18 protein-coding genes are annotated in these 23,606 nt (G+C 66.5%); 6 read left to right on the top strand and 12 right to left on the bottom strand.

Going from position 1 to position 23,606, the window contains the following annotated elements:
- Positions 1 to 25: 25 nt before the first annotated feature.
- The 7 genes from M1L56_RS00550 to M1L56_RS00520 all read right to left on the bottom strand — a co-directional run bounded on the left by M1L56_RS00550 (position 26) and on the right by M1L56_RS00520 (position 7,163).
- On the bottom strand, positions 26 to 1,087 hold the full coding sequence (locus M1L56_RS00550) for an SIS domain-containing protein (protein ID WP_248597716.1): 1,062 nt from the start codon (positions 1,085 to 1,087) through the stop codon (positions 26 to 28).
- Positions 1,084 to 1,815, bottom strand: coding sequence for an ATP-binding cassette domain-containing protein (locus M1L56_RS00545; RefSeq protein WP_248597715.1), 732 nt, complete (start codon positions 1,813 to 1,815; stop codon positions 1,084 to 1,086). Before M1L56_RS00545 ends, M1L56_RS00550 begins: the two co-directional genes overlap by 4 nt.
- Entirely contained in the window at positions 1,812 to 3,038 is a 1,227-nt protein-coding gene (locus M1L56_RS00540) for an alanine racemase (protein ID WP_248597714.1), read from the bottom strand. Before M1L56_RS00540 ends, M1L56_RS00545 begins: the two co-directional genes overlap by 4 nt.
- A 2-nt stretch (positions 3,039 to 3,040) precedes the next feature.
- Positions 3,041 to 4,015, bottom strand: coding sequence for an ABC transporter permease (locus M1L56_RS00535; protein WP_248597713.1), 975 nt, complete (start codon positions 4,013 to 4,015; stop codon positions 3,041 to 3,043).
- Positions 4,012 to 4,956 carry an ROK family protein gene (locus tag M1L56_RS00530; RefSeq protein WP_248597712.1) on the bottom strand — a complete coding sequence of 315 codons (945 nt, stop codon included), beginning with the start codon at positions 4,954 to 4,956 and terminating at the stop codon, positions 4,012 to 4,014. Before M1L56_RS00530 ends, M1L56_RS00535 begins: the two co-directional genes overlap by 4 nt.
- The gene (locus tag M1L56_RS00525; RefSeq protein ID WP_248597711.1) at positions 4,953 to 5,960 is read right to left on the bottom strand and encodes a phosphotriesterase; all 1,008 of its coding nucleotides are present in this window, start codon (positions 5,958 to 5,960) and stop codon (positions 4,953 to 4,955) included. The genes M1L56_RS00530 and M1L56_RS00525 overlap by 4 nt, the downstream gene beginning before the upstream one ends.
- 69 nt (positions 5,961 to 6,029) lie before the next feature.
- Complete coding sequence (locus tag M1L56_RS00520) at positions 6,030 to 7,163, bottom strand: substrate-binding domain-containing protein (RefSeq protein WP_248597710.1); 1,134 nt, start codon at positions 7,161 to 7,163, stop codon at positions 6,030 to 6,032.
- 217 nt (positions 7,164 to 7,380) lie between these two features.
- Here M1L56_RS00520 and M1L56_RS00515 point away from each other — a divergent pair, with 217 nt between their 5' ends.
- Entirely contained in the window at positions 7,381 to 8,535 is a 1,155-nt protein-coding gene (locus tag M1L56_RS00515) for an ROK family transcriptional regulator (RefSeq protein ID WP_248597709.1), read from the top strand.
- A 130-nt stretch (positions 8,536 to 8,665) separates the two neighbouring features.
- Here the strand turns inward: M1L56_RS00515 and M1L56_RS00510 are convergent, their stop codons facing one another.
- Positions 8,666 to 11,299, bottom strand: a complete 2,634-nt coding sequence (locus tag M1L56_RS00510; RefSeq protein WP_248597708.1) for an ATP-dependent Clp protease ATP-binding subunit — start codon at positions 11,297 to 11,299, stop codon at positions 8,666 to 8,668.
- Positions 11,300 to 11,658: 359 nt separating this feature from the next.
- Here M1L56_RS00510 and M1L56_RS00505 point away from each other — a divergent pair, with 359 nt between their 5' ends.
- Both M1L56_RS00505 and M1L56_RS00500 read left to right on the top strand, forming a co-directional pair.
- Positions 11,659 to 14,508 (top strand): RNA 2'-phosphotransferase, encoded by a 2,850-nt coding sequence (locus M1L56_RS00505; protein WP_248597707.1) that lies wholly within the window; start codon positions 11,659 to 11,661, stop codon positions 14,506 to 14,508.
- Between the two features lie 99 nt (positions 14,509 to 14,607).
- Positions 14,608 to 16,020, top strand: a complete 1,413-nt coding sequence (locus M1L56_RS00500) for a restriction endonuclease (RefSeq protein ID WP_248597706.1) — start codon at positions 14,608 to 14,610, stop codon at positions 16,018 to 16,020.
- A 341-nt stretch (positions 16,021 to 16,361) separates the two neighbouring features.
- On the opposite strand, the gene M1L56_RS00495 is transcribed toward M1L56_RS00500, so the two are convergent.
- Positions 16,362 to 18,062, bottom strand: a complete 1,701-nt coding sequence (locus M1L56_RS00495) for an AIPR family protein (RefSeq protein WP_248597705.1) — start codon at positions 18,060 to 18,062, stop codon at positions 16,362 to 16,364.
- 52 nt (positions 18,063 to 18,114) lie between these two features.
- Complete coding sequence (locus M1L56_RS00490) at positions 18,115 to 19,014, bottom strand: PaeR7I family type II restriction endonuclease (RefSeq protein ID WP_248597704.1); 900 nt, start codon at positions 19,012 to 19,014, stop codon at positions 18,115 to 18,117.
- Between the two features lie 178 nt (positions 19,015 to 19,192).
- Here M1L56_RS00490 and M1L56_RS00485 point away from each other — a divergent pair, with 178 nt between their 5' ends.
- The gene (locus tag M1L56_RS00485; RefSeq protein WP_248597703.1) at positions 19,193 to 20,863 is read left to right on the top strand and encodes a class I SAM-dependent DNA methyltransferase; all 1,671 of its coding nucleotides are present in this window, start codon (positions 19,193 to 19,195) and stop codon (positions 20,861 to 20,863) included.
- A gap of 168 nt (positions 20,864 to 21,031) precedes the next feature.
- On the opposite strand, the gene M1L56_RS16180 is transcribed toward M1L56_RS00485, so the two are convergent.
- The gene (locus M1L56_RS16180) at positions 21,032 to 21,235 is read right to left on the bottom strand and encodes an ATP-binding cassette domain-containing protein (protein WP_374255481.1); all 204 of its coding nucleotides are present in this window, start codon (positions 21,233 to 21,235) and stop codon (positions 21,032 to 21,034) included.
- A 198-nt stretch (positions 21,236 to 21,433) separates the two neighbouring features.
- Between M1L56_RS16180 and M1L56_RS16175 the strand changes: the two genes are divergently transcribed.
- Together M1L56_RS16175 and M1L56_RS00475 are read left to right on the top strand one after the other, a co-directional pair.
- On the top strand, positions 21,434 to 22,189 hold the full coding sequence (locus M1L56_RS16175) for an alpha/beta fold hydrolase (protein ID WP_374255658.1): 756 nt from the start codon (positions 21,434 to 21,436) through the stop codon (positions 22,187 to 22,189).
- Positions 22,190 to 22,294: 105 nt separating this feature from the next.
- Positions 22,295 to 22,849, top strand: coding sequence for a TetR/AcrR family transcriptional regulator (locus M1L56_RS00475; protein ID WP_248597701.1), 555 nt, complete (start codon positions 22,295 to 22,297; stop codon positions 22,847 to 22,849).
- Positions 22,850 to 22,909: 60 nt separating this feature from the next.
- Here the strand turns inward: M1L56_RS00475 and M1L56_RS00470 are convergent, their stop codons facing one another.
- Positions 22,910 to 23,566 (bottom strand): hypothetical protein, encoded by a 657-nt coding sequence (locus M1L56_RS00470; RefSeq protein ID WP_248597700.1) that lies wholly within the window; start codon positions 23,564 to 23,566, stop codon positions 22,910 to 22,912.
- Positions 23,567 to 23,606 lie beyond the last annotated feature (40 nt).

Raw genomic sequence — 23,606 nt, 5'->3', positions numbered from 1 at the left:
GCGAGGGCTGCGCCGCGCTTCGTCGCTACTGCGTCATCGTCACCTTGCTGAGCCCCGCAGGCCGGTCCGGATCGATCCCGCGGCGCTCGGCCAATCCTGCGGCCAGCACCTGTAAGGGGAGGATCTCGAGTACGGGTATCAGCTCCTCGGGCGTCTCGCCTGCCGCGTCGATGCAGGTCGCGCCCGGAATCACCGCTGGACCGATCTCGAGCACTCGGGCACCCCTGGACCGCGCGGCGGTGACGAAGTCCACCACCGATTCCCTGCCTGCCGGCGAGCCGGTGAGCGCGATGACCAGCGTCCCGTCCGCGACCTGTCCCAGCGGGCCGTGCGTCGCGTCGGCAGCGCTCCAGCCCGAGGCCGCGACCCCTGAGGTCTCCATCAGCTTCAGCGCGCCCTCCTTCGCCGTGGCCATCGAGTACCCCCTGCCGACGAGGACGATGCGTTCCGTGCCGTGGAGATCATCTGCGATCGGATCGACCCGTTCGGTCAGGCCCTCGAGCAGTCGGGTCGCCCGGTCGGCGAGCCGGTCGATCTCATCGGAGAGCGCGTCGAGGCCGGCACCCGCCACGGCACGGACGAGCGTGCGCACCGCGAGGAGTTCGGCGGTGTAGCTCTTCGTCGCGGCGACCGAAAGCTCCGGGCCGGCGGCGAGGGAGAGGTGCGCGTCCGCCAGCTCGGACAGTCCGCTCGAGGGATCGTTCGTCATGGAGATCAGCGGGAGGCCAGCAGATCGCAGGGCCGCTGCCGTGGAGATCAGGTCAGGCGAACGGCCCGATTGCGAGATCGCGACCTGCACCCCTCGAGGAAACACCGGGGTCGTACCGAAGAGGCTGTGGACGCTCGGCGTGGAGAGCAGCGCGGGGAGTTCGAGCACGTTCTGCACAAGGTACTGGCCGTAGATCGCGGCGTGATCGCTCGAGCCACGCGCGACGAAGGCCACGAGCTCGGGCGACGCGGCGCGAACCGCGGCGATCGCCGCATCCCATGCCGAACGCTGCGATCCGATCAGCTCGACCCAGCGCTGCGGCTGCTCCGCGATCTCGGAGCGCATGTACGCGCCGGGTTCCGTCACGGCGCTGCTCACGAGCTCAGCCCGGTGATCATCGACACGAGCTCGTTGTGGCTCGTGTCAGCGACCCGCCGCGTACCGACCTGCTTGCCGCGACGGAGCACCGTCACCCGGTCGGCGATACGGAACACCTGTTCCATGTTGTGGCTCACGACGAGCACGGCGGCGCCGCGCGCCTTGAGCTTCAGGATAAGCTCCTCGACCTTCGCCGTCTCGGCGACGCCGAGCGCCGCAGTCGGCTCGTCCATGAGCACCAGGCGACTCGCCCAGTGCGTGGCGCGTGCGATGGCGATGGCCTGACGCTGTCCGCCCGAGAGATCGCTCAGGGCCGCCTTCGCAGACGGGATCCGAACGTCGAGGTCGTCGACGAGCTGCTGGGTCTGGCGCGCCATCTCGGCGCGATCGAGGAAACCGAGCGGCTTCTTGCGCAGCTCACGCCCGAGGAACAGGTTCATGTACACGGGCTGCAGGTCGACGAGGGCGAGGTCCTGGTAGACGACCTCGACGCCGTGGTTGCGCGCGTCCGAGGCATCCCGGAACGCCACCCGTTCACCGCCGAGCCGGATCTCGCCGTGCGTCGGGGCGTGGACGCCGGAGATGATCTTCACGAGGGTCGACTTGCCGGCTCCGTTGTCTCCGACGAGCGCGACGACCTCACCCGCTTCGACTTCGAGGTCGAAGCGCTCGATCGCGACGATGCCGCCGAAGTGCTTGCTGATGCCCGAGAGGCTGAGCGGGTTCATCGTGCGTTCTCCATTCCCTCGACCGCGTCCGCCACGGCGAGCGGCTTCGATCCGTCGGCCGACCAGATGCCCTCGATCCGGGGCTCCCCGGAGGCGAGCCCTCGGATGCCGGCGGTGAGCGCCCTGGTGACGAAGACCTGCGGCCGGAAGCCGAAGATCACGGTGTCGCCGGTGCGCGCAGCGCCGTCGGGCACCGGCACCGTCGCGTAGTAGTCGATCGCTTCGGGTGCGGGCATCTCGACGGGGCGTGCGACGACGGATGCCGCGTCGTCCTCGGCACCGACGATGAGGGCCTCCGTCGGGGTCTCCCCCAGCACCGGGTCGACGTAGAGTCCGCCGCCGAAGACGTACGCGCGACCGTTCCACAGGTGGGAGACCTCGGAGACGTAGGCGATCGCCGGGTCCTCGACGAGGTCGCGCACCGCGTGGAGGGGCGTGGTGCCCGTGAGTCCGTGACCGGGCTCCACCTGGGTCGCGCCGGCCTCGGCGAGTCGCTCGAGCGTGGCGGCCGACGTGGTGCCGGGCGCGTTGAGCTGCACGTCGTCGAATCCGGCCGACTCGAGGGCCGCCTTGGCGCGCGTCAGCGTCGCGAGGTTCGGGGTGGAGACCACATCGTGCGTGGCGGAGTCGATCAGGGTCGCCGGGAAGCTCGTCACTCCGGCGAACCGGAGACCGGGGATCGCGTCGATGCGACGCGCGGCATCGACCACGCGGTCCGCGTCGAGCCCGCCCTCGTGACCGGTGTAGAACCGGTCGCCGTCGGCGACGATCCGCAGCAGCACGTCCTGGACGTACCCGGCTGCGGTCGCCGCAGCGCCGGCCTCGCGCGCCTTCTCCTCCGAGAAGACCGTCCAGTAGAGGGGGCGGAGGGCGGCAGCCTCAGGTGCGCGATGGCGCGGGATCTGGACGAGGTGCCCGACATGGCCGGCGGCGAGACCACCTGCCGCGGCGGCGATCGCGCACTCGAGGTCCACCCCGACCGCGTGCGTGATGCCGCCGGCGAGGATGGCACTCGACGCATCCGGGTTCCGGCCGATCTGCTTGGTCATCGCGAACGCACGGAGCCCGAGGCGTTCCGCTTCCGTCGCGATCGCCGCGGTGTTGCGCTCGACGGCGTCGAGGTCGATCACGTAGGTGTTCGGCGGCAGTGCGCCCGCGCGGTGGAACGCGACGGCGGCGTCGATCAGCTGCGGATTGCGGCGCCGCAGAAGTGGGAGGAACACGGTCAGATTCCCTTCTTGCCGCGGAGTGAAAGGGAGACGGCGATGAGGATGATGACGCCGCGCACGATGTCCTGCTGCGCGACGGTGAGTCCGGCGAGCAGCAGCCCGTAGTTGATCATGCTCATGAACAGGCTGCCGACCACGGCGCCGATCATCGACGCCCTGCCGCCGGTGAGCGCGGTGCCGCCGACGATCACGGCCGCGAGCACGCTCATGAGGTCGGTGGTTCCCAGGCTGTAGGTCGCGCCCGCCAGACGCCCCGCGTAGAGCAGGCCGGCGATCGCGGCGGTCGCCCCGCTGAGGACGAACACGGCGATGCGCACGCGGGTCACCTTGATCCCGCTGACGCGGGCCGCTGAGGCGTTGTTCCCGATCGCCAGCACGTGCGCGCCGAAGCGGCGCTGGCGGAGCACGTGCCATCCGATGACCGCGGCGACGATCGACCACCAGATGAAGATCGGGATGCCCAGGATGGCGCCGCCGCCGAAGATCCACCCGAACGTGGGGTCGGTGACGGGAACCGACTGCAGGTTGGTGATCTGCTGCGCGAGCCCTGCCACCAGCCCCATCGTCGCGAGCGTGACGAGGAAGGACGGCAACCGGACGAGTGTCACGAAGAGGCCGTTGACGAGGCCGACCGCGGCGCCGACGGCCAGTCCGGTCAGCGCCGCGACCCACCACATGCCGGTCGCCTGCAGTGCGACGGCCGCCGTGAGGGCGGAGAGCGCGACGGTCGAGCCGATCGAGAGGTCGATCTCGCCGAGGCTCAGCACGAACACCGTCCCGACGGCCATGATCGTGATCGGCGTGGCCTGCGTGACGATGTTGACGAGCGTCGTGCCGTTCAGGAAGCTCGCGCCCTGGGTCGCCGCGAAGTAGAGGAACACGACGACGAATCCGACGTAGACGACGTAGTTCCGCCAGGACCGGACGAGCTGCACCCCCTTGGCGGGCGCCTGGGTCGGGGCGATGGTCATGCTGGGACTCCTTCGTGGGTGCTGCCGGCGGCGTCTCGGGCGAGGCGCAGCGCTCCGAGCACGGGCGCTGCGCTGCCCAGCTCGCTGATGGTGACGGGGAGTGCTCCTCGTCCGAGCCGGTCGAGCCAGCTGCGGATGGAGGCGAGCAGTTCCGGGCGGGAGCCGATGCCGCCGCCCAGGACGATCCGGCCCGGATCGACGATCGCATCGACGGCGGCGATCGCGTGCGCGACCCACTTGGCTTCCTCGTCGATCGAGGCGAGCGCGTCGGGATCGCCGTGATCGGCCCGCGCGAACACCTCGCGGACCGTGACGCCCTGGCCGTATCGCCCGGCGATGGCGTCGCCTGCCACCACCTCCTCGAGCGGGCCGCGTCGATGCGACGCCGGATCGAGCGGGTCGGCGCCGAACGGCAGGTAGCCGATCTCACCGGCGGCGTTGCCGGCCCCGCGCACGAGGGCGCGACCGACGACGAGGCCCATCCCGATCCCGGTGCCGACGGAGATGAACGCGAAGTCGTCGTGTTCGGTGCCGATGCCGGCGGTGAGCTCGCCGAGCGCCGCGACGTTGGCGTCGTTCTCGAGCACGACGACGCATCCGAGGGCAAGCCGGAGCTCATCCGAGAGGCTGAACGAGGCGAGATCACCCAGGTTGGGAGAGAGGTCGAAGCCGCCCTGCCCGTGATCTGGGACGCCGGCACCGCCGATGCCGACCGCCTCCACCGCGTCGACCCCTGTTGCGACGGCGGCGCAGAGGTCGTGCACGAGTTCGACGAGCTGCGCGACGAGTGCGCGGCCGCCTCCCGCGGCGGTCGGTCGCTCGATCTCCGCGAGCGCGCCGCGCGGGTCGGCCTCGCCGTCGGAGGTGATGCCCGCGATTCCGGCCCGCACCTTGGTTCCGCCGAGGTCGACACCCACGACGTACCGGGACGCGCGGCTCACGCGCCGACCTCGAGCAGCCGCGCGGGCGTGCGCGCCGTCATCCGCTCGATGGCATCCTCCGGCACGCCGTTCGCGGCGAGTGCGGGGAGGAATCGGTCGGCGAGGTAGGCGTACCCGAGCTGTCCGTGCGTGCCGGGGTTCATCCAGACCTCGGCTCCGGTGAGGTCCTGGGCCAGCAGGATCCGGTCGGCGTAGCCGCGCTCGACGAGCTCGGTGACGAGCTCCACGCGGCCCTGGTCGGATCGGGCGAACGACCGCTTCGGGAACTCCCCGTCGGGCCGATCCGGCGCGGGTCCGATGAAGAAGTCCCACACCTCCTTGCCGATGGTGTCGATGGCCACGAGGACGCCGCGGTCGAGGACGCTCCGGACGAAGTCGACGCTGAGCTGGGTGTCGAGGTGGCCGATCACGACGCGATCGAGGTCGGCGCCTTCCGAGATCAGGAGGTCCACCTGCTCGTGCGCCATCGTCCCGTGAGTGGTGTGGGTCATGATCGCGAGTCCGGTCTCCCGGTGGGCGCGCGCGACCGCGCGCAGGACCCGCTCTTCGAACGGCGTGATCTCGCCGAGTCCCGTCGCCTGCTCCCCGAAGATCCCCGCACGGATGCCGGTGCCGCCGATGCCGTCGACGGCGTCCGAGACGAACCGGCTCGTCAGCTCGTCGAGCGTCGCGGCCTGCGCCCATCCGGGCGCGTAGGCCTCGAGGTACAGCGCCGTCCCGGCGATGATGTGCAGGCCCGTGAGCTCGGAGACCTCGGCGAGGAGCGCGACATCCGCGCCCGCGGCATCGCGCCCGACCACGCCGTACGGCGAGAGGTCGACGACGGTGCCGAAGCCCCGCTCGGTGAGGCCGGCGAGCGCACCGACGGCGAGCGCGACGCGATCGTCGTGCGCGCCCCCCGTGAGCCACCGGCCGGGGGCGAGCGAGAGCAGGTGCTCGTGCGGCATGATCCTGCCGAGTTCCGCGGACGGCACCGGACCGCGCACGGTCATGACCTCGGTCATCCGATTTCCTTTCGTTGGTGCCGGCTGGACGCCGGGAGGGAGGGGCCGCGAGCGACCCCTCCCCGGTCGTCAGCCCTGGGTGACGCTCGCGGGCGGCTCGACGCCGTAGTCGGCCTTCCAGCCTTCGACGAGGTTGTCCTTGGTCACCTTGGTCGGGTCGGATGCCACGAGTTCGGGCGCCTCCTTGCCGAGCACGCCGTACGCGCCGGCCCGCGCGAGACCCGCACCGATGTCGAGCGAGCCGTTGCCGACCATGCCGGCGACGTTGGTGCCCGTGTTCATGGCTGCGGCCACCGTGGTGTCGAGGTCATTGGTGACGATCTGGATGTCGGTGCGGCCGGAAGCGCGGATCGCGGCCAGCACGCCCTGTGCTGCGGTCGCCCACGAGACGTAGATGCCCTTGAGGTTCGGGTTCTTCGCGATCATCGCCGCGGCAGCGGCCTGCGTCGCCGTCTCGTCGGCGAAGCCCTGCTCCTCGACGATCGTGATGTCGGGGTACTCGAAGGCGAGCCAGTCCTTGAACGACTGGTCGCGCTGGTTGGTGAACCAGAAGTTGGCGTTGAACGAGAGGTAGCCGACCTCGCCCTCGCCGCCGAGCGCGTCGCCGAGGATCTCGGCGTTCGCGCGGCCCGCCTTGGCGAGGTCCTCGGTGACGATCGAGACGAACTCCTCGCCTGCGGTGTAGCCCTCGGGGGGCGTGGTCATGATGACGAGCTTCGCGCCGGCGTCGAGGATCGGCTGGAAGGACTTGGCGGCCGAGGTCGGGTCCACCGCGATGGCGACCACGATGTCGGGGTCGAGCGCCATGATGGTCTCGACGTTGTTGGCCTGCGTGCCCGCGTCGAAGTTCGCCTGGGTGCTGGCCACCACCTCGATGCCGAGCTCCTCGAACTCGGCGCGCGCGCCGTTCTCCACTGCCGCGACGAAGTCGCCGGACGTGTGCCAAACGAACGCGGCCGTGTACTCGCCGTCCTCGACCTCGGCGAGCTCCTCGTCGGTGAGCTCGAGCTCGGCGAGCGCTCCCGGCTGCTCGCCGTTCGGGCCCTGGAACTCGAGGCTCGGTTCGGCCGCGGCCGGCTTCGACTCGTCGGCGGGAGCGGAGGCGCCCTGCGCGGCGCAACCGGTGAGGATCAGCGCGGATGCGACGGCGCCGACGAGCGAGACCCGAAGACCCCGTGTCGCGGTGAACGGTGATCGTGCCATTGGTGTGACCTTCCTATGCGGACGTGACTCTGGGTGCGACGACCGACGGAGGCTCGCGCGTGTCGTCATTGAGCGTGCCAGCCATTTTGATTTCATGACGCAACCAAAGTCAAGAGTGATTTGCGAAACCTCGCCAAGATCGCCTCGCCGGGCGCGCCTGTGACCCGATTGTTGCCATGGTTTATGCTCAGGGTGACGCCAAATAGGGGGGCCGACGATGGTTCAGGATACGCGCGAGCTGAATCGGACGGCCGTGCTCACCGAGCTCCTGCGCATACGTCCGGCCAGCAGGAAGCAGCTCGCCGCGGCGTCCGGCATCTCGGCTGCGACGGTCACCCGCGCGGTCGAGCAGCTCATCGCCCAGGACCTGGTGGTCGAGGCGGCCGAACTGGTCTCGGTGCAACGCGGACGGCGCGCCGTCCTCCTCGACGTCGTCGCCGACCGCTCCCTCGTCGTCGGGGTCGACCTGGGCGCATCGAACACCCGCGTCATGCTCGCCGACATGGTCGGGTCCCCGATCGAGCGACGCGAGATCGCCACCCCGATCGAAGCGGATGCCACCGCGCTGGCCGACTGGCTCGCATCGGTCATCGACGAGATCGCTGGCGAGCGCCGGGACCGTGTCGAGTCGGTCTACATCGGGCTTCCGGGCGCGGTCGGCCGCGACGGCTCGACGATCTCGAACGCGCCGAACCTCCCGCAACTCGAGGAGCCCGGCTTCCTGGACTCGGTTCGCGCCCGGTCCGGCCGGCCCGTCCGTGCCGACAACGACGCGAACCTGGCGCTGCTGGGCGAGCAGCACTTCGGCGCCGCGCGCAACGCGCCCACCGCGGTGATGGTGACGATCGGCGCCGGCCTCGGGGCCGGGCTGTCCATCGACGGGCGGATCCTCCGCGGCAGTCACGGAGTGATCGGCGAGTTCGGCCAACTCCCCGCCGGCCCGTTGGGTACGCGGCTCGAGTTGATGGTGACCGGTCCCGGAATCATGCGGCTCGCCAGTGAAGCCGGCGTGCACCTCGACTCGCCCGCCGACCTGTTCACTCCGGATGCCTCGGAGCCGGTGCGATCGCTTCGTGCCCACTTCGACCAGGCGTTGCTCATCGTGCTCACCGCCGCCACGGTCTCGTGCGAGCCCGAGGTCATCGTGCTCGGCGGCGGCATCGCGAAATCGCTCGCACGGGACCTCGCCCGGTACGAGGCGATGCTCGAGCATCACCTTGGGGCCGCACCGCGCCTCACCGCGTCGGAGCTGGGCGACTTCGCAGGCGCCACCGGTGCGGTCGTCGCAGCACTTCACGAGGTCTACCGCGGCCTCGGCGTCGATGAACGTGCCTTCGGAGACCTCCCCGTCGCGGTGCCCGCCTCGGCGTAGCGCCGGAGTCCGCTTCGGTTGCGCCTTGCGACGGCAAGAACGCCCGGCCTCCCAAGGAGGCCGGGCGTTCTGGTCGTGCGTGAGGTCTCGGGAGGCACCGCCCGCGGCGGCGCTCCTCGACCAACGCGGGTCAGGCGGCGTCGGGCAGCGACACCGTCGCGTTGGGCACGGATGCCACGACGAACTCGCCGTCCGCGGCATCGACCCGCACCGCCTCGCCGTCGCCGAGCGCGCCGGTGACGAGGAGGTCGGCGATGCGGTCGTCGATCTCGCGCTGGATCAGGCGACGCAGCGGACGTGCACCGTACTCGGGCTCATAGCCGCGCTCCGCCAGGAGCGCCACCGCGGCATCCGTCACCTCGAAGCCGATCTCGCGAGCCGCCAGGCGAGCGGATGTCGCACCCAGCATCAGGCGCACGATCTGCGCGATCTCAGAAGCCGAGAGCTTCTGGAATAGCACGATCTCGTCGATGCGGTTCAGGAACTCCGGCCGCATCGCCTCGCGCACCTTGCCCATCACGCGAGCCCGCACGTCATCGGACGAGGAGAACCCCGAGCCATCCGTCGACGCCACGAAGCCGAGCGCACCCGACCGCGACGCGAGGAACTCCGAACCGAGGTTCGAGGTCATGATGACCACCGTGTTGCGGAAGTCCACCGTGCGACCCTGGCCGTCGGTCAGGCGTCCGTCGTCGAGCACCTGCAGCAGCAGGTTGAACACGTCGGGATGCGCCTTCTCGATCTCGTCGAACAGCACGATCGAGTACGGGTTGCGCCGCACCCGCTCGGTGAGCTGGCCGGCCTCGTCGTAGCCGACGTATCCGGGAGGGGCGCCCACGAGCCGCGACACGGTGTGCCGCTCGCCGAACTCGCTCATGTCGAAGCGGATGATCGCGCCCTCGTCGTCGAACAGGCTCGCCGCCAGCGCGCGCGCCAGCTCCGTCTTGCCGACGCCGGTCGGCCCGAGGAACAGGAACGAGCCGACGGGCCGGCGCGCGTCACCCATGCCGGTGCGGTTGCGGCGCACCGAGCGGGAGACGGCGGTGACCGCGTCATCCTGCCCGATGACCCGGGCGTGCAGCTCGCCCTCGAGGTTCGCGAGACGCTCGCGCTCCCCCTCGGTGACGCGGTTGACCGGGATGCCGGTGGCCCGCGAGATCACGGCGGCGATCTCGGGCTCCCCCACGGTGGTCGAGTAGGGCGCTCCAGCGCCCGTACCGAGACCCTCGGTGGTGGTCTCGATACGCTCCGCTACTCGACCAGCGTTGCGCGAGGTCGCGTCATCCAGCTTCGCCTGCACCTTCGAGATCTCGTCGCGAATCCGCGACGCCTCCTCGTAGTGCTCGGCGCGGACGGCCGCGTTCTTGTCGGCCTCGAGCTCCGCCAGGCGCTCGATGAGCGCGGAGACATCCACCTTCACGCCCAGCTTGAGGCGCAGGCGCGCACCGGCCTGGTCGATGAGGTCGATGGCCTTGTCGGGCAGCACGCGGTCGGTGAGGTACCGGGCGCTGAGCTCGACGGCGGCGCGGAGGGCGTCGTCGGTGTAGGTGACGCCGTGGTGCTCCTCGTACGCGGGGCGCAGGCCCTGCAGGATGAGCACGGAGTCCTCGATCGAGGGCTCCCCGACGCGAACCGGCTGGAACCGGCGCTCGAGCGCGGGGTCCTTCTCGATGGTGCGGTACTCCTTGAGCGTGGTCGCACCCACGAGGTGCAGCTCGCCGCGGGCGAGGCGGGGCTTCAGGATGTTGCCCGCGTCCATGCCGCCCTCGCCGGCACCACCGGCGCCGACGACCGTGTGCACCTCGTCGATGAACACGATGAGCTCGCCCCGGTGCTCGGCGATCTCCTCCATCGTCTTGGTGAGACGCTCCTCGAAGTCGCCGCGGTAGCGGGTGCCGGCGAGCATGCCGGGCAGGTCGAGTGCGACGACCCGCTTGCCGAGCAGCGCCTCGGGCACGTTCTCCTCGACGATCGCGCGGGCCAGGCCCTCGACGATCGCGGTCTTGCCGACGCCGGCCTCGCCGATCAGCACGGGGTTGTTCTTCGTGCGGCGGCTGAGGATCTCGATGGTCTGCTCGATCTCGTCGGCACGGCCGATCACGGGGTCGAGCTCGCCGTTCATGGCGCGCTCGGTGAGGTCCATGGCGAACTTGTCGAGCATGGGGGTGCTCGATTCCCCCTCCGCCGGTCGAGTAGGCGCGCCAGCGCCGTATCGAGACCCGGTTTCGTCGGACTCGGTTTCAACGTGCTCACCAAGTCCAGCGGCCAGCGCCTCGGCGGTCACGCCGGCGCGCTGCAGCACCTGCCCGGCAGGCGCATCCTGCCCGAGCACGAGCGCGAAGAACACGTGCTCGGGGTCGATGTACGTCGAACCGCTCGAGCGTGCGACCTGGTACGCGTGGAACAGCGCGCGGCTCGCGCTCGGCGTGATCATGGCCGAGTTGACGTCGGCGGTGTCGGATGCCGCGGGCAGCCGCGCCTCGGTCGCCGTGATGATGCGCTCGGGGCTCGCGCCGACGCGCGTGATCGCCTGCGCGACGGACTCGTCCTCGACGATGACGCGCAGGATGTGCAGTGCATCGAGCTCGGTCTGTCCGCGCTCGAGCGCGAAGCGTCCGGCGCGCTGCAGGATGCTCTGGGTGCGCGAGGTCAGGAACCGGCTGAGGTCGATCGACCGCGCCTGCCTGGCCTGCTCACCCGCGAGGTAGCGGGCGAGGAACTCGTCGAACGAGCTCGCGCCGGCCTCGTTAAAGTTGTCGGGCACCTAGGTCCTCCTGGGAACTTGAGTTGGGTACGCTCAAGTTCAACGCCTCCGCGTCATTGATATTCCCGACGCAGGCACGGCTGACCACAGCGCCTACGCCGGCCCCTTGAACTTCCATGCAACAGTGAAGGGCACCGTCAAGTGGAGGACGAATGGCCGCAGTCCCACCCCCGAGTCCAGCCGATGTCGCCGCGCGGATGAGCAATCGTAGGACGCGAGGTGATTTTGACCGCCTCGCACGACACCTGCGTGACAACTACAGCGCAGCCGCCTGGACAGCTCAACAGGCAGGAGTCGACGTCGACGTCGACCTAGAAAGATGGATTGAGCTTGATGGGGCGGGCGCAGTCGCAGACTGGATGGACCCGAACACCTCGGGATTTCAGCTGGTTCGTCACTGGGCACAGGCGCGTGAGGCAGCCGGCATTCCGTTGATCGCAGCGTTGGTCCAGGAGGAACGGTTGTCGCGGGGCGCGATGTCACTTGGACCGTACTTCCGATCTCACGGGCTGTCCCTGTCCGGGGCACTTCTTCGGGCCCGAGAGCAGGTTGCATGGGCGGCACTTGACGCGGCCTTCGCCGCATCATGGCGCAAGCGGATGGTGTTCTCGCAAGCGCTTGGACTTGCCCGCACATATCTCACCTTCCTCATTGAGGCAGCCAAGTTGAGCGAGGAGGTCCCTGATCGATCGTTGCGAGTGAGATTCGGAATCTCCACAGTCCTTGCCGCACGTTTCGGATTAGTTGAGTTGTCGCAACTCGAGAGTGCATGCGAAGCACTCCTCGACGCTCATCAGGATGGCGCGGACAACGCGCTGACCTACTTCCTCGAAGGGTGTCTCTGGCGTTATGACCTCTTCGGAGAAAAGGGCGCGCTTGAGTCTGCGGCGAGGACGATTGGAGGCAGCGCTGGAGGGACGAATCTAAACGCTACGTGGTACCTAAACTGCGGGGAACTGTGGACCAAGCTGGCGGGTGAAGCAAGCACCGTATCGGGTCGCAAGAAGTTTCTCGAACGCGCACTTCACGCGACTGAAGGCGCGCGCTTGTGCAATCCCGCCGAAGCAGAAACTGTGCTGCGAATAGTCATGCTTCAGGCACTCCTCGACGAACTGGGCAAGCGGGGCGTATCGCGCGAAATCGATATCTCGACCAGGGGTATTCGTCTGCCCTTCTGCATGCGAACGAGCCACGCGGTGCTGTCACCAACGCTCGAATGGATTGCTCCTGCGCTTGTCGCCGCGATATCCCGTGATCGACGCGCGGGCGAGTTCGTATTCAGAGATGTGCTTTCGGAGTTGCACTCCTACCTCGCCAAAGTGGACCGAAGCAACGCTCGAGAACACTTACGTAACGCCATACGGACGCGTTCGGGTGCCCCCAAAGGGCGACCTCTGAGAGGGCACCGATCCAGGCTGGCGGATGCTGAGGACAAATTGAACCTCGCTCGGCTTTCGTCGAACGTCACACTTCGACGGGAGGCGCTCACGTTCTTGGGAACCCCGTCCGGCTCGCAATCTGACGACGCGACCAAACTGATTGTGATGGCCCAAGACATTGAATCCAACGGTCCCGTGCCCGGTTCTCTCTTGCGACTGCCGGAGGAGATCGCGTTCGCGGTACGCAGCGGGGATGCGGCGACGCTGTTCGGCGGTGCAGCCAGCTTGGCCATTCGCAGTCACGAATTGCAGCGGAGACGGCTCGGCGGGCGGGGCGGGGTAATCGTCCTGCAAGACGCTGAGAACTCGATCGGGCAGACATTTGTGTTCAAGGCGCTATCATCATCCGCGTACCAACACGACCTACGCCAAACTCAACTCCTTTCGAAGCGAATCAGGGCAACGGGGCAAACGAACCAATTTGGAGTGATTGACCATCTCGCCACCGTTGGATCGGGCGTGCCCGGAATGGAGTTGGGCGATGATGCGTTATTCTCTGTCCGACGATACAACAGCGGCAAGACCCTTGACGAGGTGATTCGACTCGCACCGTCGAATGCCGAACCGGTCGTCCATCGCACAGCTCGGTTTCTGGCGCTCTTCCACGCCCGAGCCAATGCATCTTCCGACGGCTTGAGACGATGTCTCTGGGAGAGGGAGTTTGGCCGGTGGCTGAAGGCAATCTGCGATGATGAGGAGCGCGCCGCAGTGTTCGCCAGTTGGTGGAATATCATGTGTGCTGCGCCACCGCTCCAACGCCGCGATTCACACGCATTAAACTGGCTCGTCGAACCAAGTGGTCGGGTCCTCGCTGTCGACCTCGATGCAAGGGGGACCCGCCCATTCGGATACGAACTGGCACAATTGCTGGAAGACGTGCCACTGTACGACGCGGCAGACTGGGTGTCGCGTTCGCGAGTACTGCGGTTCTACCTCCAGGCTCTGCTCGATTTCGGCGCTACAGACGCACCCGCACACGACGAGGCGATGCAGTACCTTGCCGGCGGTGTCATCGCCCGCGCAGCCTGGATGTTCAGTGCGCCGGGAGCCACGAGCCACCACCGAGTACGAGCCGGGCAGTTGCTCATCGGTGTAGAAAGGGAGTTTCAGGATTTCCCAATCGGAGAGGTCGCGCGAACCCTTCACAACCGATGGACCGAGATCGCGGGCGTAGCGTCCGAGGACGGTGACACCGTTCTGGATCTTCCCGACCGTCGTCGCATCAGCCGGGCCATGGCTTACCACCTTCGGCACAACCCGTACGCCCCGGCGACAAAGGACGGATGGGTTCATGTCGAGGAGTTGACCGAACTCCTCAACGCGAGCGGTTACGACGTTACGCCCGGTGTACTCATGCTGATCGCCGGAGCGGCGGGCGAGCCCCGGTTCCAACGCGATGGACAAGAAATTCGAGCGGTGTACGGTCATTCGGTCAAGCGAGACATCAAGTACGACGTCCGAACTCCACCCGCCTCGCTCTACCACGCGACGCCATTAGAGAACCTCGCCTCAATATTCGAGGCTCGGTCGGGGCTGCTTAAGGGCAGTCGTCAGTGGGTTCATCTCTCTGACCGGCCAGCCATGGCGATGAACGCATCGCGGCGGCAAGGGAAGCCCGTCGCGCTACTTCGTGTCGATGCAGCTAGGACCGAATCGTTGGTTCACGCCGCGGCAAGTACGTGGCTCGCACCTAGAGTCGGTCCGGAGATGCTTGAGATTGTGCCCGCCAGAGAGGTCGCCTCGCTGTTGGTCGAATCCTCGGATGCCTAATCGGGTGGACTGCTTGGCTCGAGGCGCCGATGATTGGGCGAGGCGATATGAGCCCCGGCGCATCGCGGAAAGGGTGAGACGGTTGGATAGCCTCAGTCTGTGATTACTGAGAGCAGCCTTGGAGGTTATGTCTTAGAGGAGCTCGTCGCTCACTGGTTGAGTGCGAGCGGCTACGAGCGTCTTGAGCGCCAGTCTCAGGATACGACGGCGTTGGTCGACCGGAACGGCTCTCTCTATGTCAGGGGTCGAGGGGCCGACCACCAAGCTGACGTACTCGGGCAACTGACGATGACAGTGCCAGGCACCTATCCGCTTCGTCTGTTCGTTGAAGCGAAGCTTCGACGAGACAGAGTGGGCTTAGACACAGTCAGAAACGCTGTCGGCGTGATCAATGACGTGAACGAGCACTACTCGGCCGCCCGAATGCCGGGGTACGCCCTTTTTGATTACCGCTACGCGCTGTTCTCCGGTAGCGGCTTCACAGCAGATGCGGTTTCGTACGCCCTAACGCACCGCGTCTCCCTCGTGAATCTGGACACTCCGGCTTTCGAATGGCTTCCTCGTCTCGCCCGCCAGATCGCGAAAGCGTTCCTCGCGGCCTCGATCGGAGCCGGACTTACATCCGCGTTCCCAACGGCTCAAGCTCGCAAAGCGATCCGGGCAGGCCTTGCAGAAGCGACTGATAGCGCCGGCAGGTCCGGCGACCCAGCACCTCTTGCCCGTTCCTTCGCCGAAATCGTGGCCGACGCCACGTCCGAGGATCTTCACAAGCGCGGTTTCCTCGCTTTCACATCGACGCCGTTCGCGATGATCTTGCAACCAGATGAACCAGAGTCCGCGGTAGACGAGCTTCTCGATAGCGACCTGGAGGCCGCTCCGGCTGAACTTCAGTTCGGCGGCCTGAGTGTGGACCGAGGCGACTGGGTTCTGGGCAGCACTAACCGCTACGGCCGCCAGACTCGCTTCCGTATTGCGACGGCGGAGGGGATCGAGCAGGTGCTTTTCACCGATCGACCAGGCCACCCGAGACCCGAAGCCAGGCTCGATGTCGCAGTTGGGCAACAGTCCGCAGAGCTACACTTCCGACCCGAACCACCCGCCGACCGCTCCGCCACAGTCGGACAGGATAGTTTCGAACTTCGCCAACGTCGACTTGATCGCTCGCTAGCAGTCTTGGGCGACCCTGACCGGCCTGAGCGCGCCGCTTGGTCACCGAGCGCCTTCGGTCGACTAATGGCGATGCTCGTCGAGGGTGGATATCTGACTCAATCGATGAGCATCGTGGAGGCTGCGCGGAGCGGAGGTGCGATCCCGCGCGAGCGAATATATGAGATCGGTGGATTTGAACCGGATCGAACCCTGAGGGGCTTCACTAGGCCGAGCAACAGATTCGCGGAGCAGCTAGTAGCAGAAGGCCTCGTCGATGCAGCGGCCGAGCGACCGCTAACGAAGGGCGACGTCCTGGCGACCTATTTCGTCGTTCCCCCGGAATTCAACAGCTTTGTTGGCTGACCTCCGACCGAACATGCGACGGTAGGTGGAGCGGCATCCTCGAACTCGCGAAACACAAGCTCTACAAAGCTATCGAACCGATCGAGAACTTTCGTGCGCCGCCGAGCGAAATCGACAGAACCGAGATTCACGCCCCGTCAGCGGCACTTAGGTTAAGGGTAGCGCCTCGATGATATCCGTAACCCCCGGTTCTCAAGTGGTGTTTAAGTAGAACCGAAGAGCCATTCAGATTCCGTGTCAGCTGATGCTATTGATCCGCCTAATTCAGAAGTCCGAGCATCGACGTGACGCCCTCCTAGACCGGCGACCATGAACCCCGTTGCGCTCATCCCCGTGCACGTTTACGACCGGTCCGCAGGCGTGACTGTGAAAAGGTATGAGTGGGCACGCCCCGCCTGCCTGCGGGCGTCGCGTAGGACGTCCGTCTCTAGTCGGCTGACCCCACCTCGACTCTTGAAAACGACCTTTGGATCGTAGTCCGGGTCCGCCTGGAGTTCTGCCTGAACGTGATAATTCGCTGAGTCGACAACTTCGGCCGCTATTGCGTCCAGTGATGCCAGAACGGCGTCCTCCTCCTCCGGCAACCACGCCTCAGGCTCGCGCATAAGTCGAGCTCCAGCTTCTGATATCTCCACTACGACACAAACCAAATAGACGAGCGTAAATCGAATCGACGCATAGCTTGCCCGAAGATCGGGACGCAACTCCTCGCGGTGAGCACCCACGGCTTTGTCGATGAGGTGCAGGAGATAGAGACGGTCCGGTGTGATAGTGCGATTGAAGATGCGGCGGTAGTCCTGATCGAAAAGTCGGACCTTTCGAACCGCCGCCCACGGTTCCTTCAAGTAGGCCGCCATTATGAGCTGCGCTGCGAGCGTGTTTTCGAGCGTCTCGGTTGCGTTGATCACTTCTCCGACACGCGTGACCAACGCGAACTTCGACCCGAATCGATCCGCTGTGCCTTGCTGCAGATCCCGCATCGTTGTGTCGCTGGACCGCTGGTCGCGCAGTGTTACAGCGTTCTGATTGTTCGAGCGGTAGGTGATCAGATCGGCGATCCTGTCATCGCCCGTCACCTCGACTACCTTAACGATGAGCTGGAGTTCGTCGGTCAACGCGTTCCTGTTGTCGTATAGCGTTATGAGGGATTGGCACCCGTTTACGACGCCGACGCCATCGAGGGTTATCGAATCTTCGGTTACGGTTCCGATCTGGTTGGTGAGCAGTGTCAACCCATTGTGGTACGCCGGGAAGAGCCGATGCTCGTCGAGATTCTGAACCGTCCGTCGAAGTTCTTTGTTGATTCGGGTCCGACCAGCGAATAGGCGAACATTTCGACTGAACAACGCTCGGTCCTCGATGCCGGGAAGCGCAACGAGTTCCGAAGCCGGCACCACACAAACCGCCATCTTCGCCTGATGCGTCAAGTCGATGACCATCGGCGCCGACGCTGTCCGTAGAGCTCTGGCATCGTCCATAAGAGACGGACGCTGCGTACGTTCCGCGATCTCAGTCAGCTTGCCGCGGTCCCACACCTCAAGCGGCGGGGGACCGTCTTTGCGAGTCTCGGCGTACGAACTCCCCGCGGCATCGAGTTCCGCGTTGGTTACAAAGATGAGCCTGACCACATGGACGCCGCTCGCGACCTTGTCCCGAACCTGTTGCCTAGCTATAAGGTTGCGGAGTTCCTGATTCGGTCCTGCTGCCATGAGACGGTCGACCGCTTCCGCCGATTCGAGCCAGGCGGCCGCACCTACGAGATTCTTGAGGTCACCGTCCCCCTGCGTGGTGCGCGACGGATCCTGTCGGTATTTCGCCTGAAATATTGTAATCTCGGACAGGTCATCATCGACAATGAGCGCGTCAATTCCCTTGTCGCCACCGCCATCGCATATGGCGCTGTCAACGTCCTCCGGGTCGACCCTCCATACATTTACAAGATACCAAGCGAGCAAAGCAGCGGAGTCGGTTCGACTTCCGACCTTTTCTCCAGCGATTCCCGCGAACAGGATGTCATCAGCATCATCGAGCGGTGAAGGCATTGTTTACTCCTCTAAGCTATTGAGTGTCATATTTGCGGTGGTGCGGTGACCGTCACTTCGACGGAGCCACGTCCTCTTCCGCGATCGGGATCACCCGGCGCTCGATCAATTCACGTGGTTTCACATGCTGGCTCACGGGGGTCGCTGCGAGAATTTTCTCGATCATGCGCATCATGAACTGCTCTGGCCTGATGTCATCAGGAACGTGATCCAGTTCGATTCTCACACCGGCCCCCGGCTGTGTCACGTCCCACGAAACAAGCGCGAGCCCGGTTGCGGTATACCCGTTCAGTCCGACCGGGTCACGAAGTTTCCGCATCATGTCGATGGTCTTCTCGAACGCATCCGGCTCCGACTCAAGGATTGTCGACCGCTGAACGAAGAAGAAGCCGACCGCGGCCAGCGGGTAGCGCGTCCGAAGATTGCCTGCGTCGCCATATGCCTCCTCGAAGCGGTTGGCGAGGTTCTTGCCGAACGACGAGACCTGAGTCTTCGTGCTGAGCAGCATCTCGGGCCCACGGTCCCAGCGCGAAAGCGAGACATCCACCTGCTTCTCGTACGCGCGTCCGAGGTACCGTGCATCGGCCGGGCCGACTGCCTTCATCGTCTGCAGTCGATCGCGAATCTGGCTCGCAAGGCCAGCCGGTAGCCCCTCGAGGAGCATCGCGATTTCGCGCGGCATGATTCGTGGAATGGACGGCCGAGGCCACACCTCGTCGGCGTTGAATCCGGCGCGCCGAAACTCTGAGGAGAGCCAGGCATCGACGCCGCTCGCGAGCGCACCGGACGCAGCCCCCTTGCCTGACGCGACCGGAATGGTCAGTAACTGGGCAAGCAACTCGTAGTCGGGCCCGTAGGCTGGCGGCTCCCCCAGGTGGTGCCCCCACGGGTCAGTGGCTGGGGTGGACGCGAGAAGTGCGTCATAGGGGCTGAAGGAGTCGACTCTCGCCATGGGAGTTAGTCTGCCCGCTGCGACCGACGAGGCATGTACCGGCCACGGGAGCAGCGGCGGTGTGTCGGCACCAGATGGATGTCGGACGCCCCGCCTAGCATCGAACACAGTTTCGAACATTGCCGGAGTTCCGAAACATTGTCTGTCACGACCGCCTCATCGATGGAAGCAGGGAAGAATGAGCAATGTGCAAGAACTCCTCGAGCGCTCGCCCGACGACACCGCAGAGGTGCGCAAGGCCCGTGGGGCGTTCTTCACGCCACCCGAAATCACACGCTTCGTCAGCGAGTGGGCGATCCGGGACAAGGCCGACTCGGTACTCGAGCCATCAGCCGGCGATGCGGCGTTCCTGGTCGAGGCGGTGCGGCGCCTTCGCGAGCTGGGGGCTGAAGCACCGGACGTGTACGGGGCTGAGATCCACGAGCACAGCGCGCAGGTGGCCCGGGCCCGGGTCGAAGCTGCGGGCGGAACACCGCACATTGCGGTTGACGACTTTTTCCGTGTCGAACCGACAGGCACCTACGCGGCAGCGATCGGGAACCCGCCGTATGTGCGGTACCAGGATTTCGCTGGTGACTCGCGCGCTCGTGCGCGCAGGGCGGCACTACGTGGCGGCGTCAACCTGACCGGTCTGGCGTCGAGCTGGGCCGCCTTCACGGTGCACTCCGCCCTCTTCCTGCGTAAGGGCGGCCGACTCGGACTCGTGCTGCCCGCCGAACTGTTGAGCGTTAACTACGCGGCGTCCATTCGTAAGTTCATCTTCGAGCGGTTCAGCGAAGTGAGGCTGGTGCTCTTTACCGAGCAGGTCTTTCCCGAGGCCGAGGCAGATGTCGTGCTGCTGCTCGCAGAGGGGTTCCACGAGGGGTCGACCGTGAGCGCGACGGTGCATGAGGTGCGCGACGCATCCGGGCTCGCGTCACTCGGCGCCGGGCTAACGTTCACTCCGAGCGATCCCTCCGAAAAGTGGACGTCACTGCTGGTGAACGCCGGTGCCGTCGAGCCTCTGCACTCGTTGACCGCTGGCGGCCACTTCACGCACCTTGAGAAGTGGGGCGACACAACGCTCGGCATAGTGACGGGCAACAATCGCTACTTCACTCTCACGGGCGAGCAGGTCACCGAGCTTGGCCTCGACCGTGACGAGGTCGTGCGAATCTCACCGGCCGGAAGCTCGCATTTACGGGGGCTCGGGCTCACAGAGGAGATGCTGGGAGTACTCGACGCGAACGGACGCGCCACCTGGTTGTTTCGACCAGCTGCATCAGCGATGTCTGCCGGCGCGCGCGGGTACGTCAATTTCGGCAAACAGACGGCGGTCGATCAGGCCTATAAGTGCCGGGTGCGAAACCCATGGTTCCGGGTGCCGCTCGTTTCGCCCGCCGACCTGTTGCTTACGTGCATGAACGCCGACACCCCACGTCTCACCACGAACTGGGCCGGCGCCCACCACCTGAACTCAGTACACGGCGTTTACCTTACAGCCGAGCTTCGTAGCCTTGGCCGAGACCTCCTTCCCCTCGCGAGCCTCAACAGCGTCACGCTATTGAATGCTGAGATGGTTGGTCGGTCGTATGGCGGCGGGATCCTAAAGATCGAGCCCCGCGAGGCCGACCGTTGGGCGATGCCTGCCCCGTCACTCGTGGCCACGCACGCCGCAGCACTCAAAGCAATCAAGCCAAAGGTCGCCGAGTTGCTCAGCGTTGGCGCACTCCTCGACGCGGTCACGCTGGTGGATGACGCACTGCTGGCCACTTCTGGGCTTGTCACCGGTGACGATCTACTCAGTGTTCGAAGCGCGCGAGAGCAGATGGCCGCACGACGAACCGCCCGAGGTGCGAGCGGTCGCTGAGCAGTGAGGCGCGCTCCTATGGCGCACGGCTTTCCGGACTAGGTCGGTTCCCGAGAACTTCGGCATCGACAGGAACCGGTTCACGCTATTCTTCGTCGCCGTGAACGCCAGGAATCCCGGATAAGCATTCACCGCATGGCCGAGGCTGTCGCCGAGATCCAGCTCGCCCTACACCCGGTTATGCGAGACGAATCTGCCGCCCGTCGCCCAACGGACGGCTCCGGCACCCACTTTGGTCTCATCGGTCAGTACGTCAAGCAGCGTCGACTTGCCCGGCTGGTTCGAGCCGAGCACCGCGACCCGGTCGCCGCTCGGCAGGTCCAACGAGAGTCTCCCCGACTTCGAATAGAAGGGCTGGCCAGCGCGCGCCATCCGATCTACTATAAACATAGTAACCCGCACCGACGAAGGAGTCGTTATGCGTGCACCAGAACCTCGCCGTCATTCCTCGCCGCACCGGCCGATCTCGCACCGCCGCTGCCCGAGGCATCCGGGTTCGATCACCTCATCGTCGAGACCCCGGGCCTGCGCACGCACGTCGCCACCGTGGGCGACGGTGAACCCGTCGTCATGTTCCACGGCTTCCCGCTACATTGGTGGCCGTGGCATGAGGTCGCCCCGCTGATCGCCGAGCAGGGCTACCGCGTGATCTGTCCCGACCTTCGCGGTGCCGGCTGGACCGAAGCCGAGGACCCCGGCATCGACCGCGAGACGCGACTGCACGACCTGCTTGCGCTCTTCGAGGCGCTCGGCGTCGAACGTGCGCACCTCGTCAGTCACGACATGGGGGCGATCACCGCGATGCAGCTCGCCTACGCCCACCCCGAACGCGTGGGGAGGGCGGTCCAGCTCTCGGTGCCGCCCGTGTTCATCTCGTTCAGCCCGAGGCTCGTCGCCGCCTTCCGGCACATGCCGAAGCTGCTCTGGCATCGCCCCGGCAGCTCCCTCCGGGGCGTGTGGGCCGATCATTACAACGCGAGACGGACGCCGGAGGCGGAGATCGACGCGCACCTCGCGCCCATGCAGCGGCCCGCCATCGACCAGGCGGTGCGAGCGCTCTACCGGGGCATGGTGATCCCCGAGTCGATGCGGCTGAGCCGTGGCGTGTACAAGCAGATGCGCCTGACCGTTCCGACGCTCTTCGCCTTCGGCCGGGTCGACACCAGGTTCGACGAGGAGCTCATCCGCCGCCTCTGCGCGAACCCCGAGCGATTCGCCGACGACATCGAGTTCGCGTTCATCGACGACGGGGGCAAGCTCCTCCCCGCCGAGGCGCCCGACGCGGTCGCGAACCTCACGCTCGACTGGATCCGGCGAACCGACTGAGCTCGGCCCGCCGACCCCGACCTGCGGATGCCACGGCGCACGGATGCCACGGCGCCACGCACGCCCGTGCGAAACTCGTCGACGTACGCGACGTGAGAGGCGCCGATGGCTGCAGCAACCAGGGAGCGAGCCCTCGAGGCGGCGGTCGAGGTCCTCGGCACCGCCGGAGTGCGGGCACTCAGCCATGCGCGCGTCGATCAACGGGCCGGGCTGCCCGCAGGGTCGACCTCGAACTGGTTCCGCACCCGGCGGGCCCTGCTGGCCGGCATCATCGACTGGATGGCCGAACTCGAGCGTGCCGACTTCACGCCGGAGGTGCTCGAGCAGCCGACGCCCGACTCGATCACCGAGGGACTCTGCGCCGTGCTGCTCGTGCAGACCGGCCCGGCCGCGACCCGCACCCGTGCGCGCTACGCGCTCTTCGTCGAACTCGCTGCCGACCCCGAACTGCTCGAACCGCTGCGCCGCCAGCGTCGCGAGTTCGAGCAGTGGACCGACCGGCTCGTCGCCGCAGCCGGCATCCCCGACCCGGTGCCGGCGGCACGCGCGCTCATGGCCCTCTCAGACGGGCTGGCCCTGCACCGACTCACGGTCGACCCCGAACTCGACGTGCGTCCGGCGGTCGAGCGCGCGGTCCGCGCGCTCGCGGCGACGGCCTGACTCGGCGTCGCCGTGGCGCACCCTGTGCGGGGCAAGCTCCGAAGGCCGCCCGCGAGGACTTCAATCGAGATTGCGTGGGCGATTCCAGATTCCGTGCGGGCGCAGCACCTTCTCGACCTCAGCCTCGAGGAGGAGTGCACTTGCGGAGTCCGCCGTCACCGCCCATCGAATGTCAGGCGAAAACCAGGCGACCGCATCGCGAGCCCACGCTGATGTTCGCTGAGGACCCTCTTCTCGCAACCGGTCGAGCTGCCTTGCCACGAATGCTTCATCGGCCAGCGCGCGGTCGAGCACGGCCTCCCCGAACCCGGACGTCGCGGCCTTGCCTCGGCGGTACATCGAGAGACGACCGCGCAAGCCCATCCCCCGCCGCTCGCCCGCCATGCCGACATAGACGGGCATCAGCTGGCCGGTCACCCGGAACTGGTAGACGCCGGGCAGTCGAGGCGCAAGCGGTCCCACCTCCGCAAATGACGCCCAAGCCGACCACTCGGCAAGGTTGTCGATTAGCGCGATGTCATCAAGACCCGCGTGCTCGGCGTTCGACGACCAGTGCGCTCGGGCCGAGGCCTCCTGCTCGGGCGTGATGCACCAGGAAGCACCCTTCTCCTCCAGTCCTCGCCACCCCTGTCGCCGCATCCAGGCGCGGAGCGTCTTCGGCTTCAACCCGAGTTCGGCAGCGAGGTGGGTTGGAGTCACGCATGGCGGCGTCGTCATGTGTCGGAGCCTATCCGTGGGCGCACCGTCGGAAGAGCCC

This window comes from Agromyces sp. C10 (genome assembly GCF_023217995.1).
Classification (GTDB): Bacteria; Actinomycetota; Actinomycetes; order Actinomycetales; family Microbacteriaceae; genus Agromyces; species Agromyces indicus.
This window is presented reverse-complemented; position numbering and strand designations above follow the sequence as displayed.

Coding starts and splice junctions, on each gene's coding strand:
- M1L56_RS00485 (WP_248597703.1), top strand. CDS start 19,193: ATGAGCAATGTGCAAGAACTCCTCGAGCGCTCGCCCGACGACACCGCA.
- M1L56_RS00520 (WP_248597710.1), bottom strand. CDS start 7,163: ATGGCACGATCACCGTTCACCGCGACACGGGGTCTTCGGGTCTCGCTC.
- M1L56_RS00470 (WP_248597700.1), bottom strand. CDS start 23,566: ATGACGACGCCGCCATGCGTGACTCCAACCCACCTCGCTGCCGAACTC.
- M1L56_RS00545 (WP_248597715.1), bottom strand. CDS start 1,815: ATGAACCCGCTCAGCCTCTCGGGCATCAGCAAGCACTTCGGCGGCATC.
- M1L56_RS00525 (WP_248597711.1), bottom strand. CDS start 5,960: ATGACCGAGGTCATGACCGTGCGCGGTCCGGTGCCGTCCGCGGAACTC.
- M1L56_RS00505 (WP_248597707.1), top strand. CDS start 11,659: ATGGACCCGAACACCTCGGGATTTCAGCTGGTTCGTCACTGGGCACAG.
- M1L56_RS00495 (WP_248597705.1), bottom strand. CDS start 18,062: ATGCCTTCACCGCTCGATGATGCTGATGACATCCTGTTCGCGGGAATC.
- M1L56_RS00475 (WP_248597701.1), top strand. CDS start 22,295: ATGGCTGCAGCAACCAGGGAGCGAGCCCTCGAGGCGGCGGTCGAGGTC.
- M1L56_RS00490 (WP_248597704.1), bottom strand. CDS start 19,014: ATGGCGAGAGTCGACTCCTTCAGCCCCTATGACGCACTTCTCGCGTCC.
- M1L56_RS00515 (WP_248597709.1), top strand. CDS start 7,381: ATGGTTCAGGATACGCGCGAGCTGAATCGGACGGCCGTGCTCACCGAG.
- M1L56_RS16180 (WP_374255481.1), bottom strand. CDS start 21,235: ATGGCGCGCGCTGGCCAGCCCTTCTATTCGAAGTCGGGGAGACTCTCG.
- M1L56_RS16175 (WP_374255658.1), top strand. CDS start 21,434: ATGTTCCACGGCTTCCCGCTACATTGGTGGCCGTGGCATGAGGTCGCC.
- M1L56_RS00535 (WP_248597713.1), bottom strand. CDS start 4,015: ATGACCATCGCCCCGACCCAGGCGCCCGCCAAGGGGGTGCAGCTCGTC.